14 protein-coding genes are annotated in these 11,824 nt (G+C 39.3%); 10 read left to right on the top strand and 4 right to left on the bottom strand.

Annotation, left to right across the window (positions count from 1 at the left end; genetic code table 11):
• Positions 1 to 21: 21 nt before the first annotated feature.
• Both BSI_RS17130 and rapG read right to left on the bottom strand, forming a co-directional pair.
• Positions 22 to 138, bottom strand: a complete 117-nt coding sequence (locus BSI_RS17130; RefSeq protein WP_003236496.1) for a Phr family secreted Rap phosphatase inhibitor — start codon at positions 136 to 138, stop codon at positions 22 to 24.
• The gene (rapG, locus tag BSI_RS17135) at positions 139 to 1,236 is read right to left on the bottom strand and encodes a response regulator aspartate phosphatase RapG (RefSeq protein ID WP_003236494.1); all 1,098 of its coding nucleotides are present in this window, start codon (positions 1,234 to 1,236) and stop codon (positions 139 to 141) included.
• Between the two features lie 110 nt (positions 1,237 to 1,346).
• Between rapG and BSI_RS17140 the strand changes: the two genes are divergently transcribed.
• From BSI_RS17140 to fdhA, 6 genes are all read left to right on the top strand, one after another.
• Positions 1,347 to 1,817, top strand: a complete 471-nt coding sequence (locus BSI_RS17140) for a GNAT family N-acetyltransferase (protein ID WP_003236492.1) — start codon at positions 1,347 to 1,349, stop codon at positions 1,815 to 1,817.
• A 142-nt stretch (positions 1,818 to 1,959) separates the two neighbouring features.
• Complete coding sequence (locus BSI_RS17145; protein ID WP_003236490.1) at positions 1,960 to 2,697, top strand: YiiX/YebB-like N1pC/P60 family cysteine hydrolase; 738 nt, start codon at positions 1,960 to 1,962, stop codon at positions 2,695 to 2,697.
• 10 nt (positions 2,698 to 2,707) lie between these two features.
• Positions 2,708 to 3,871 carry a YycP family beta-propeller protein gene (locus tag BSI_RS17150; RefSeq protein WP_003236488.1) on the top strand — a complete coding sequence of 388 codons (1,164 nt, stop codon included), beginning with the start codon at positions 2,708 to 2,710 and terminating at the stop codon, positions 3,869 to 3,871.
• A 16-nt stretch (positions 3,872 to 3,887) separates the two neighbouring features.
• Positions 3,888 to 4,127 carry a DUF2651 family protein gene (locus BSI_RS17155; protein WP_003236486.1) on the top strand — a complete coding sequence of 80 codons (240 nt, stop codon included), beginning with the start codon at positions 3,888 to 3,890 and terminating at the stop codon, positions 4,125 to 4,127.
• 208 nt (positions 4,128 to 4,335) lie between these two features.
• The gene (locus tag BSI_RS17160) at positions 4,336 to 4,506 is read left to right on the top strand and encodes a hypothetical protein (RefSeq protein ID WP_003236484.1); all 171 of its coding nucleotides are present in this window, start codon (positions 4,336 to 4,338) and stop codon (positions 4,504 to 4,506) included.
• Positions 4,507 to 4,568: 62 nt separating this feature from the next.
• Positions 4,569 to 5,795, top strand: a complete 1,227-nt coding sequence (gene fdhA, locus BSI_RS17165) for a formaldehyde dehydrogenase, glutathione-independent (RefSeq protein WP_080030779.1) — start codon at positions 4,569 to 4,571, stop codon at positions 5,793 to 5,795.
• A 33-nt stretch (positions 5,796 to 5,828) separates the two neighbouring features.
• Here fdhA and BSI_RS17170 read toward each other — a convergent pair whose 3' ends face one another.
• Positions 5,829 to 6,239, bottom strand: a complete 411-nt coding sequence (locus BSI_RS17170) for a hypothetical protein (protein ID WP_003236481.1) — start codon at positions 6,237 to 6,239, stop codon at positions 5,829 to 5,831.
• Positions 6,240 to 6,423: 184 nt separating this feature from the next.
• Here BSI_RS17170 and BSI_RS21960 point away from each other — a divergent pair, with 184 nt between their 5' ends.
• Together BSI_RS21960 and rlmH are read left to right on the top strand one after the other, a co-directional pair.
• Complete coding sequence (locus BSI_RS21960) at positions 6,424 to 6,594, top strand: CxxH/CxxC protein (RefSeq protein WP_003236479.1); 171 nt, start codon at positions 6,424 to 6,426, stop codon at positions 6,592 to 6,594.
• 80 nt (positions 6,595 to 6,674) lie between these two features.
• Positions 6,675 to 7,154 carry a 23S rRNA (pseudouridine(1915)-N(3))-methyltransferase RlmH gene (gene rlmH / locus BSI_RS17175; protein WP_003226975.1) on the top strand — a complete coding sequence of 160 codons (480 nt, stop codon included), beginning with the start codon at positions 6,675 to 6,677 and terminating at the stop codon, positions 7,152 to 7,154.
• Positions 7,155 to 7,287: 133 nt separating this feature from the next.
• Here the strand turns inward: rlmH and BSI_RS17180 are convergent, their stop codons facing one another.
• Entirely contained in the window at positions 7,288 to 8,325 is a 1,038-nt protein-coding gene (locus tag BSI_RS17180; protein WP_003236476.1) for a hypothetical protein, read from the bottom strand.
• 387 nt (positions 8,326 to 8,712) lie between these two features.
• On the opposite strand from BSI_RS17180, the gene BSI_RS17185 reads away from it, so the two are divergent.
• Both BSI_RS17185 and BSI_RS17190 read left to right on the top strand, forming a co-directional pair.
• The gene (locus tag BSI_RS17185; RefSeq protein ID WP_003236473.1) at positions 8,713 to 10,095 is read left to right on the top strand and encodes a reverse transcriptase/maturase family protein; all 1,383 of its coding nucleotides are present in this window, start codon (positions 8,713 to 8,715) and stop codon (positions 10,093 to 10,095) included.
• A gap of 100 nt (positions 10,096 to 10,195) precedes the next feature.
• On the top strand, positions 10,196 to 11,731 hold the full coding sequence (locus BSI_RS17190) for a caspase family protein (RefSeq protein ID WP_003236471.1): 1,536 nt from the start codon (positions 10,196 to 10,198) through the stop codon (positions 11,729 to 11,731).
• The last annotated feature ends 93 nt before the right edge of the window (positions 11,732 to 11,824 follow it).

Below are 11,824 nucleotides of genomic sequence, written 5' to 3'. Positions count from 1 at the left end.
GCGCCGCGGGGGTTTTCTTTATTATCCAATCATCTTCTCAGTGACTTTCATCTCCTGTGTATGGGTTTGATGGTCCGCAATAAACCATCCTGATAAAATCACCGCTGCGACGCCTGCACCAATCAGAAATTTTTTCATTTATATAACCTCCGTTCGTTTGATCAGTTCTTCAATTTGTAATGCTTCATAAAAAAAGTGGGCAGCTTCTTTGTAAAGCTCATGCTCCCTATACCGTTCGCCAGCCAAAATGGAAAGTTCTCTTACACTGTCATACTCTTTCTCGGACACCAAATCATCCATCTGTTGTTTGCATAAGTGAAACGTTTCCGCATGACCTCCTTTTGCATAAATGGCATATAAAATGTCTATTTTTGCCTCACATATTCTATTCGGCTCGACAGTCAATTTTTCCTTCGCTTCTTGGTAATAAGATACAGCCTGTTCGTATTTTTTGATTTTAAACAGCTCTCGTATCAGCAAGTAGACAGAATGATAGTAATAGGCAGAGCGGGCGTATTCTTCGTTCTGTAAGGCCTCTTCTAATTTCGAGACCGCTTCTTCTGATTTACCGCTTTGCGCATGTAGAAGTCCGAAGTTATGCAAAAGCTGGGCTTCGAAAAAATGATCCTCTAATTCTGTCGTGATCCGAATCGCTTCGTCCAAATACGTTTCGGCTTCTTCAAATTGGCTCATCTCGGTAAAATTGCCTGACATGGTGATCAGTGCTGAGGCCAGTTTCTTTTTATAATCGGTCTCTTCCCTGAACGTTTTGACCGCTTGCCGTGTATGGTTGAGGGACACAATATTTTGCCCAAGCTTATAATAGAGCTTACCGACTTTCAGGTGAAATTCGGCTTTCTCAATCGGATCGGGGATGTTGTTGAGATACTGCTCTGCATCTTTATACAGCCCAATGGCAATGTCATAATTATTTTTATAGGCCTCATACATGCCTTCAAATAGAAAAAAGTAATATTTCAGCAGGTCAGACGTAGCATTCATATGAGAAGGCTCCTCATGCTGAAAGCCCTGTCCTCTCGCCTCGTGAAGCAAAACCTTATGGCGCAGTTCCAATAAGGAGAAGTAGGCAAGCACCTCCTGATCCTCTTCCATGTCATCCAATAAAGGCTTCACTTCTTCAAAACAACGGGCGGACTCTTCAACTTCATGTTTCTTGATGGCAAGATACCAATCATTGAGCATGTTAGCGATTTCTGCGGGTGCAATTTTATTCATGTGAAACTCCTTTCTCTAGTGTCTTATCAATCTCAGTTGCTTATTCTGATAGTAACACCTCTTTCTATTTTATGTAAAATCCTCTAGTCAATATATGAAGGAGAGATGATATGACAATCATACTGACCCCTATGCAGACAGAAGAATTTCGGTCTTATCTCACGTACACAACAAAGCATTACGCCGAAGAAAAGGTAAAAGCGGGAACTTGGCAGCCTGAAGACGCACTGCGCCTGTCTAAGCAGACCTTTTCTAATCTGCTTCCGAAAGGTCTGGAAACACTCCATCACCATGTATGGAGCCTTACGCTGAATGAAAAGGAAAGCGTTGGCTGGCTCTGGATCCATGCTGAGCCGGAGCATCCGCAGCAGGAAGCGTTTATTTATGACTTTGGGTTATATGAACCGTACCGCGGCAAGGGCTACGCAAAGCAAGCATTGGCGGCACTAGATCAGACGGCTCGCAGCATGGGAATTCGGAAGCTTTCCCTACACGTCTTTGCCCATAATCAGACGGCGCGGAAGCTATATGAGCGAATCGGATTTCAAGAAACGGACGTGGTGATGAGCAAGAAGCTGTAACGAAAAGGGCCTGATAAAGGCCTTTTTTCTGTAAATGATTTCTAAAAATTCTGTAAATGACCTAGTTACTTTCCTTATTTTCCTAATATAATGTGGGTGAGGAAATCACCTTTCCTACATTCACAAGAAAAGAGGAGTTGTAATGAAGTTGAAGAAACGGGTGTCAATGTTTTTGGTAGCGCTTACAATGTGCGGCGGCCTGTTTGTTTCTCCCGCGAAAGCCGTAAAGACCACAAACTATGCTGAAGAAATCGCCGCACTGCAGCCAGGCACGACACCGGAGGAAATCATGAAGTCCGCCAGTCAGATTGCCAAACAGCAGCACGTAAAGCAAGACGTCATTCTGAAACAGTTCTATAAGGAAATCACAGCTGATAAAGCAGAAGGTGATAGACTCGCCAAGGAAAGTGGCATGTCCGTCATGGGCGGGTCGTCCGGCACGAAAAAACTCCCGACAAGTGCGAAAGGCAATATCTATTACACCAACTCCTACACAGCCTACTACAATCACGGCCACGTCGGCATGTACTCCGCCGCTGACAAAATTGTGGAATCTGTCCCGAGCGACGGTGTCAGGCAGATCGCTTACAATGCCAGAGACGTGGAAGACAACTCCATCATACAAACAGTCAGCGTCACCTCATCTCAAAAAACATCTGCTGCCGACTGGGCGGTATCAAAGGTCGGCGACCCATACTCATTTAACTTCGTCAATAATAGAAATACCGGCCATGACGGCGCCAAAAACTGTTCAAAGCTCCTATGGTCTGCCTTTTTGCTGAAAGCAGGCATTGATATCGACAGCAACGGAGGCTTAGGCGTGTATCCGCGCGACATCACCAGCTCTTCCTATACGACAACCATCATGACCATTTACTAAGGAGAAGGATATGAAAAAGAGGATGATCGCTATCGCCTTGCTGATTCTCGCAGGAATTGCACTATTTGTCTTTGTTTCTCCTCTCAAAAGCCATAAAGCCGTGAGTCAGCAGGATCTTAGAGACGCCGATTTTCTGGATGACAAAGAAGCCCTGTTGTATTTCTCATCCTCTGCGGATCAAGATGCATTTGGCGGTGGGAAAAGCTACGCCCTGTTTATCAGCCAGAACGGGTCGCTGTCTTCTTTTAAGATGAAGGGGCTTGAGCTGGGCTCAGCCAAGGTACACGGCGACAGTGTGATGCTGGAGGATAAAAACACGATTTACACGATCAAAAACGGCTTGCGCTCCCATAAAAGAGGCTATCAGCACACCGGAGACAGCGCGGGCTTTCTGCAAAACACGGACGGCTTTTACACCTTATACAACTCAGGCTACGACAAAAAGGGAGACGGGTACCGCTCAGAGCTGTACCGCCAAATGGACGGAGAGTGGAAAAAAGACGTCATCCCCTACTACATCCGAGCCTCGGGTTTTCATAACGGCGCCATTTACGCACTCATCCCGACAGCTGACGAAAAAGGCTATCAGCTCCTCCAGATTCAAGCAGATCAGAAGAAGCTCACCTACCACATCATAACGGAATGGCAGTACCGGGAAGGAGCCTCAGTCGAATCCCAGCTTGCTGTGGACGATCAGGCTGTTTATTTTATGGTTCGCGGCCAAAAAGCCCGCAATCTCTATCAAATGGTCAAGATCAACAAGAAAAGCGGCGAAGTCGAGCTGCACGACATCGCCGAATACAAAAACGACGAACAAACGATATACAGCTCCATGCCCTTCAGCTTTAAAAGAAGCTTTTTCCCTTATGACGGGCACTTGTACTTCATTGACGGCTTCGGAAAGGGATACAAAATCGATGCAAAGACAGGAAAAACAAGCACCGCCTTCACCCTTTCCCGAGACAAAATGAAAGCCGATTTCAGAGAAATCACCCAAAAAGGCAGCAGCCTTTATTTCTTCACATACAGTTATAACAAGCCTGCATACATTGAACAGTACAGTCTGAAAACCGGAAAGAAAGTGAAGGAAAAAGAGATTGGGAAGGTAAAGGAGATCGTGACGCCGAAGAGTCATTTGAAGCTGTATGATTTTGAGGTGATGAAGGGGTTTTAAGGGCAAGGAGGTTAGTATGGGAGCCATCGCTGTGTTATTAATCGTTTTTGGTTTTCCGATCATCGCAGGTGTATTTGGTATAGCGGGTCATTTTTTATTTAAGAGATTTTGGGTGGCGCCGCTCATTGTCCTAATGGCGAGCATCATTTTGTTGTTTACATTGGCATCTGGTAACAGTTCATTTTTGTTTTGGGTTGTGCTCTATACTGCAATTGCGTTAGTAACCAGTGTTGTCACATTATTTCTCAGGAAATGATTCTTCAACTGATCGCTGTTTATGAAGAGACTTGTGAAGTCTCTTTTTTCTGTTACGCAATTTGATACATATCAATGATAGAACGTTGTCCAGCCTCCATCTAAACGTGGTTCAAAACGATAAATCTCGAATGGCCTTTTAAAACAAACAAAGTGTTAATTGTTGTAAAATAAATATATAAAATGGATGCAGATAAAGGAGGAATCATATGCACACCAAACGGGTCATTCTTCTGGCGGTTATCATCAGTCTGATTTCGGCGGCTACGATGTTCCTGTTAAACGGAGGTAAAGCAGATTGGCTGGATATCCTCGGAACCATTATCGGCTGTTTTCTTGGCATATTTGTTGTTGTAAGAATACAGAAAAAGCAGGCATGAAAAAGGGAAAGGGTCATGCCGAACCGAAGTCATGTTCAAGGACGCAGAGTCCAAACACATGAATGGGAGGAATGGCGTTGACAGGAAACAAAGCGGTTGTGTACAAAGGCAAAGGGACTGTAGCGGTGGAGGATATCGGTTATCCGGAGTTAATCTTGAAGGACGGGCCCGGCGTTCCAAAGGCGAATGTGAACCGAAAATGTGAGCATGGGGTTATTTTGAAGGTCATTACAACAAACATCTGCGGAAGCGACCAGCACATGGTGCGAGGCCGCACAACGGCACCTGAAGGCTTGGTGCTCGGGCATGAAATCACCGGAGAAGTCATTGAAACGGGGCGTGATGTTGAATTTATCAAAAAAGGCGACATTGTATCCGTTCCTTTCAATATTGCCTGCGGACGCTGTGTGATGTGCAAAACGCAGAAAACACATGTGTGCCTGAATGTCAATCCTGACCGGCCGGGATCGGCTTACGGCTACGTCGATATGGGCGGCTGGGTCGGCGGCCAGTCGGAATACGTCATGGTGCCGTATGCTGATTTTCAGCTTTTGGTATTCCCTGATAAAGAACAGGCGTTAGAAAAGATTCTCGATTTGACCATGTTATCCGACATTTTTCCGACTGGCTTTCACGGGGCGTACACAGCGGGCGTGCAAACAGGTTCAACCGTCTATATCGCTGGAGCGGGACCTGTCGGCTTAGCCGCTGCACACTCCGCCCAGCTGCTTGGCGCTTCTACAGTCATTGTCGGGGATTTGAACGAAGACAGACTGGCACAGGCGAGAAGCTTCGGCTGTGAAACGGTCAACGTGCAAAAACACGACCGCCTCGGCGAGCAAATTGAACAAATACTAGGTGAACCGACCGTGGATGCCGCAGTGGACTGTGTCGGATTTGAAGCATCTGGACACGGCAATCAAGGAGAAGCGCCTGCTGCCGTGCTGAACTCGATCATGGACGTCACCCAGGTCGGCGGAAGCCTAGGCATTCCGGGCTTATACGTGACCGAAGATCCCGGTGCAAAGGATGCGGACGCCAAAACAGGCTCACTAAAAATCCGCTTCGGACTCGGCTGGGTCAAAGCGCACACCTTCGTCACCGGACAAACGCCTGCCATGACATACAACCGCAATTTGATGAAAGCGATCCTGAGCGGCAGAGCGCAAATCGCAAAAGCTGTCAACGCCACCGTTATCTCTCTGGACGACGCGCCAAAAGGCTACAGTGACTTCGACAAAGGCGCAGCCAAAAAATTCGTCATCGACCCGCATGGAACGCTGAAATAAGAGAAAAAGCCGGACGTTCTCGGAACGCCGGCTTTATTGCTGGTAATCTGTTTCTTCAAAGCGATCTCCTGATTCGTCTTGTACGATTAAATCCCCTTCGATTTTGTCCAGTCCAATCAGAATATAAGGGTTTTTCTCATTTGCCTTGGGAGCGGGTTTTCGCGTCACAGTTACAATCGTTTCTTTAGGCGAGAATTTAACGTCTGACACCTCAAGCTTTTTAGCCTTATCGCTGATTCCGAGAGACACCACAACCATTTTTTTGCCTTCTGAAATGGTAAAGACTTGATATCCTTTTACGTCATCATGCATTTGGAGATCTTTCACGTAACTTTTAATGTCTGGAACCTCATCAATCCGGTCCTTCTCTAACACCCAATAAGACGACTGACACCCAGCAAGCAACAGCATGATCACAAAAAGCCAAACCCATTTGAAGCGCAAACGCAGACCTCCCCAAACATCGTTTACATCCAACCTAACATACGAGCGAGATAGAGTCATCAACAGCTTGTTTGTCGAATTGTGGATAAAACTCAGCCCGAAGCACTACTAACATGTGAATAAATAGGTTATATTGGGAAGAGAATATTTGCAAAAACGCAAGAAACCATCGGAGGATTTGAACATGAAACAAACGTATTATTCCTGTGAAGAACACATCGAAACCGTGCTGGATATGTACATAGACGACCACGAGCTGCCGCCCGAAATCAGAAAAATCGAACATACTAACAGTTTATCCACAGCCTGTGAATTATGTGGAGACCCCGCAGTATATATAGTGGGGAACGAATGATCTTACACAAAATACAGAAAAGATATCCACAATTGTGGACAACATATATGAATAACTTGTTTTTAAAGTGGGGATGACCTGTGAATATCAATATTGTGACAATCGGAAAACTAAAAGAAAAATACCTCAAGCAAGGCATCGAAGAATACACCAAACGACTTTCGGCCTACGCAAAAATCGACATCATTGAACTCCCGGACGAAAAAGCGCCGGAAAACCTAAGCGACCAGGATATGAAAATCATAAAAGACAAAGAAGGCGACCGTATCCTATCCAAAATCAGCCCCGACGCCCACGTCATCGCCCTCGCCATCGAAGGAAAAATGAAAACATCCGAAGAACTAGCCGATACAATAGATAAGCTGGCTACTTATGGAAAAAGCAAAGTCACCTTCGTCATCGGCGGATCACTCGGATTGAGTGACGCGGTAATGAAGCGAGCGGATGAGAAGCTGTCATTCTCAAAAATGACGTTTCCTCATCAGTTGATGCGTCTCATACTAGTTGAGCAGATTTATCGGGCTTTTCGGATTAATCGTGGGGAGCCTTATCATAAGTAAATGAGGTTTTATCTGTATACAAAAACAGTCCCTTCCCTATTAATTGGGGGGCCTGTTTTGGTTATATTAAAGTTTGTACTTTATATTTGAATTTACAACAAAGGGAATGACATTAGTTAATACAGTTGAAAGATTATAAACCTACAGATTGTTTCAAATGCTTTTTTTCTTTCTCAATTAAAGATTTGAAATATTGAGTTGGATTATCCCCAAAATCAGGTTTTGTTCTGTTTCTTGTTTTTTCAATATAGAATTGAATTATTCTCTCAGCACTTCTTCTAGGAAAAACAACATTTATTAAATTAAATAAACCTCCTCCATTATGTGTGTTGATAAAAATTTTTTTTAACAAAGTATCAGCGGTAGCAAATAAAAAAACCTCATGCATTTTTGATTCATTCCAATAAAGTGTACTCCAATATGATAGATAGGTTAAATCCCAGGCTTGATTCATACAACCTTTTTCAATTCTTTCTAATATATCGCTATTAGCGTGTTTGGGTGCTTTGATACCATTTTGATTGGAAAATAACATAACAAGATATGTATTTATATATTGAGAGATGAGCAAATTTTCAAAGTTCCAACTTAGGAATTCTAATAATTTTTCTAAAGGATTCATATCAGAGTCTCGATATATATTAACTAAATGCAACATGCTGGCATAATTCATTAGAAAGTGATCATTAGTTTCATGATAAGTGATTGAATTTTCATATGGAATATTGAAAAGGTTACACTTAGGAATCTGGTCTATTGTGCCATTAGCTAAATTTAACCAAATCTGAGGTGGATAAAAATCGAAAATATCATTAAAGTTATTTAGCTCTATTTTAGCATTATAAGAATCGTTGTATCTTGATGCATTTTCCATTATTGCTAATCCAGCACTAATTGGAACCTGTTTCATTTGAGTCCATAACATTAAAAGAGCAATCATTCTTTTTTCTTTAGTGTCTTTTAGATCACCATTTTTAGCAAGAGACAATAAACTACTAAAAAGGTTCCTATCTAGAATTAAAGAAACTTCTTTTTCTTCGTTTAATGTTAGAAATTCAGAGTAATCAATCGATCCAATTGGTGCATATACTGGGTGGAATACTAGTTGAGTATTATTAATTGAATCCCAAATCATTTGAAGATCATCATCCTCTAAAAATAAAAAACTCATATATTTACTCCTCTCAATTATTAGGGAACAGATTCTCCGTAGTTAATATGACGCCTAAACCGCAAAATTTAATTTTATATTTTTCAAGAAACTTTATTCCAGATCATTGGTCAAAACATAATGACTTTTGATTGACTTTTTTGACTATTTCAATATCAGATGGTAATATTAATATGGTTAACGCCTCATAAAAGTAGTTATGAGGGAAATTGGTGAATTTCTGTCAAGCTTTATCTCAATTGTAATCATAATACTTATCCAGTCAATTACAATCGATAACGCTTCTGAATAACTTGGCATTTGGATACCTCCAATCGTCAACCAATTTAATATACTGATTATAGTATAAGCTATTAGTGCATTCAGTAGCCTCTTTATAGGCTAGCAATGGTCTATAATTCGAAAGGAGAGTATGCTAGCAGGGTTTTTGATAGAGTAATAGGCTACGATTACATACCCCTGCTAGCTCTGCCAAATATGAATGAAAAAAAGTATCGTGTAAAGGGTTATAAGCACCTTGATAATAAAAAATCAATTGAAAAAGTTAAGGGTAAAATCCAGAACCCTCGATGGGTTGCTAAACATGGGTTTTACCCGTTTATGCATTTTGAAATTAAATTTCAAAAATATAGCAGAAAAGAAAAAAAACCAAAAGAAAAAGTCCGTAAAATTTTCTATGCCTCTCATATGGATAGCTATATCTATAAGTACTATGGGGACAAGCTAAATAACCACTATAATTCTGTTGTAGATAAACTAGGTATTAATGAAGTTGCAACTGCATATCGGAACAACTTATCTGGAAAAAGTAATATTAACTTTGCTAAAGAAGTTATTGATTTTATAAAAGTGCAGCAAAGTGCATATATTTTTGTTGCTGACTTTACTAATTTCTTTGATACATTGGATCATAGGTATCTTAAAGAGAAAATCCGCTATGTTCTAAAAAAGGATACATTACCTGACGATTATTATAATGTCTTCAAGAATATAACAAGATTTAGTTACTTTATTAAAGATACAATAGAATCAGAATTAAAAAATAAGTACACTGAAAGTGAAATTAAAAATAGTTATAAGTATTTCACAGAAGAGGAATTTAGATCCTTTAAGCATAAAAATATATACAAGAATTCTAAGAGCTATGGAATACCTCAAGGTGCAGGTATCAGTTCAGTCTGTTCTAATATTTATTTGCTAGATTTCGATGAAAAATTACAAAAATATGTAAAAGGGCAAAAGGGCCTATATCGAAGATATTGTGATGATTTAATTATAGTTATTCCAATTGAAGGAGACGTCCAAGACTATAACTATAAAATTCATCAAAAAATTATGGATGATATAAAAGAACAGATTCCAAATTTAGAAATACAACCTGAAAAGACAGGGAATTATTTTTATACTGATAATCAGATTACTGATTTAGACTTTAATGAGACAAAATTAGACTACTTAGGGTTCAGTTTTAATGGTAAAGAAGTTCGAATTAGAGAAAAAAGTCTTTTTAAGTATTATACGAGAACATATCGTAAAGTAAGGATATGCAATCGTAAATCAAAAAAATTCGGTCGTAAATCGTATAGGAGAGAATTATATAAGAACTACTCTCACTTGGGAAAAAGTAAGAAAGGGCATGGGAATTTTATTAGTTACGTTGAAAGAGCACAGAAGATATTTGATGAAGATTCAAAAACTATAAATCTTATGGAAACACAAGTGAAGAAACACTGGAAAAACATTCAATCACGATTAGAACAACCAGAATAATATAGACAAGCCCAATTTTCTTTAATTAAAATTGGGCTTGTCTATTTATATGGTTATTACAATCTTAATCAGATAAACAAGTGAAGCTGGGGTGATTTATATGGGAAGGATAAAGGCATTTTTAGTAGGAGTTAGTGAGTATTCAGGTATCGGTGCACCTGACTTACCATTTTGTAAAACAGACATAATTAATGTTAATAAAGCGTTAAGAGAAGGATTACAGCTGGATGATATGGATATTTTTCAAATGGGTATGACAAATAACGGTCATGTAGCAACCGTCGATTTTTTACATGCCCTTGAGCTTTTTATTGGCAATTTACAAAAAGATGATATATTTATTTTTTATTTCTCAGGTCATGGGACTTCTAGTGAAATTCATAATATTGTTTTTAGCGATGGATTATTATGTACTCAGGACATAATTAATAAAATAGGCGAGTCATTAGCTAAAAGCAAAGTATTGCTTATAGACTGCTGCTATTCAGGTAATTTTAGAGTTGAAGGTACAAAAAGCACTAATTTAGAAGAATCTATAGAATCTTTTCAAGGTAGCGGTTATGCGATATTAAGTGGTAGTAACGCTATTGAACCTTCTTATGGAGGGAGCAATGGAAGTATATTTACAAATATTTTATGCGATGGACTGACGAATAAATTTTTAATAAAAAAGGGAGAACTTTCACTTTATGATTTGCAGTTGTGGGTAAAGAGGTTACTTGAGATTCATACTTTAAATAATCCGGATACACCTCAGCATGCTATATATAGAGCTAATATAGGAGGTACAATTTATTTTAAAATTTCAGAGTATACTCCTTATGAAAAAGGTAATATTTACTTTGAAAACGAAGATTACATTATTAAGAGTGTGGAACCTGTCCATCATGGTTCTAAAAAAAGGTACGCGGCAAAAATACTTCTTAAGAAACCATTCTCGGATGCAGAAATAGCGGACGTCTCAACAAAAATTAAAAAAAGATTACTGTTTTGTGATGTATATAATAACAAAATACAAGAAGATAGATATAAAGGCTTTCCATCAGATATAATATGGATTTATTTCACTTTTTATGATAGTGATATTTTACGAGGAAATTATTATTGTAAAACTACTTGGGTAAGCGATAATCAAGATAAGACTTATTGGTATAGTTTGAAAGGCTCTAATAAACGTTTAATAAAAGGTGTTCATTTTGAGTTTTATCCCCAATATAAGATAATTAGTAATTTTATTTTTGATAATACCAAGTCTAACGATGAAGTACTATATAAAGTTAAAGAAATTAGGTATCAAATGATAACATATGCTGAATCTATAATTTCATTATTTAATGAGTATCAAAATGAGACTATTTTTGAAGATGAGTTATTTGCAAGTGTAACACCTTATTCGTCAGTGTTGGATAGTTTATTTTTTGAATCAAATGACTTACCTTTTTCTGATGAGACATTATCAGAATGGGTACAAGCTAACATAACCTTATTTAGCACAATACATGATTTTACTCTGTTTTATAATGAGAAATTTCGTAACACTAGAGATTCTGCTAATAGAAAGTTAGTAATGCAAAGTACGGTGTTAAGGTATTATGAAGACTTAAAGGTTTTAAAAGAACTAGAACAAAAGAGATGAAAAAACCTCATTTAGATACACTACGGAGAGCCTTATCATAAGTAATTGGAAAATCAATAAAAAGTTAATATAGACAAAATACTTAACAAAATT

This window comes from Bacillus inaquosorum KCTC 13429 (assembly GCF_000332645.1).
In the GTDB taxonomy this organism is placed as follows: domain Bacteria; phylum Bacillota; class Bacilli; order Bacillales; family Bacillaceae; genus Bacillus; species Bacillus inaquosorum.
Note: the sequence above shows the minus strand (reverse complement) of the source record. Positions and strands in the feature narration are given on the sequence as shown.

Coding starts and splice junctions, on each gene's coding strand:
- BSI_RS17130 (WP_003236496.1), bottom strand. CDS start 138: ATGAAAAAATTTCTGATTGGTGCAGGCGTCGCAGCGGTGATTTTATCA.
- rapG (WP_003236494.1), bottom strand. CDS start 1,236: ATGAATAAAATTGCACCCGCAGAAATCGCTAACATGCTCAATGATTGG.
- BSI_RS17140 (WP_003236492.1), top strand. CDS start 1,347: ATGACAATCATACTGACCCCTATGCAGACAGAAGAATTTCGGTCTTAT.
- BSI_RS17145 (WP_003236490.1), top strand. CDS start 1,960: ATGAAGTTGAAGAAACGGGTGTCAATGTTTTTGGTAGCGCTTACAATG.
- BSI_RS17150 (WP_003236488.1), top strand. CDS start 2,708: ATGAAAAAGAGGATGATCGCTATCGCCTTGCTGATTCTCGCAGGAATT.
- BSI_RS17155 (WP_003236486.1), top strand. CDS start 3,888: ATGGGAGCCATCGCTGTGTTATTAATCGTTTTTGGTTTTCCGATCATC.
- BSI_RS17160 (WP_003236484.1), top strand. CDS start 4,336: ATGCACACCAAACGGGTCATTCTTCTGGCGGTTATCATCAGTCTGATT.
- fdhA (WP_080030779.1), top strand. CDS start 4,569: ATGGGAGGAATGGCGTTGACAGGAAACAAAGCGGTTGTGTACAAAGGC.
- BSI_RS21960 (WP_003236479.1), top strand. CDS start 6,424: ATGAAACAAACGTATTATTCCTGTGAAGAACACATCGAAACCGTGCTG.
- BSI_RS17180 (WP_003236476.1), bottom strand. CDS start 8,325: ATGAGTTTTTTATTTTTAGAGGATGATGATCTTCAAATGATTTGGGAT.
- BSI_RS17185 (WP_003236473.1), top strand. CDS start 8,713: ATGGTCTATAATTCGAAAGGAGAGTATGCTAGCAGGGTTTTTGATAGA.
- BSI_RS17190 (WP_003236471.1), top strand. CDS start 10,196: ATGGGAAGGATAAAGGCATTTTTAGTAGGAGTTAGTGAGTATTCAGGT.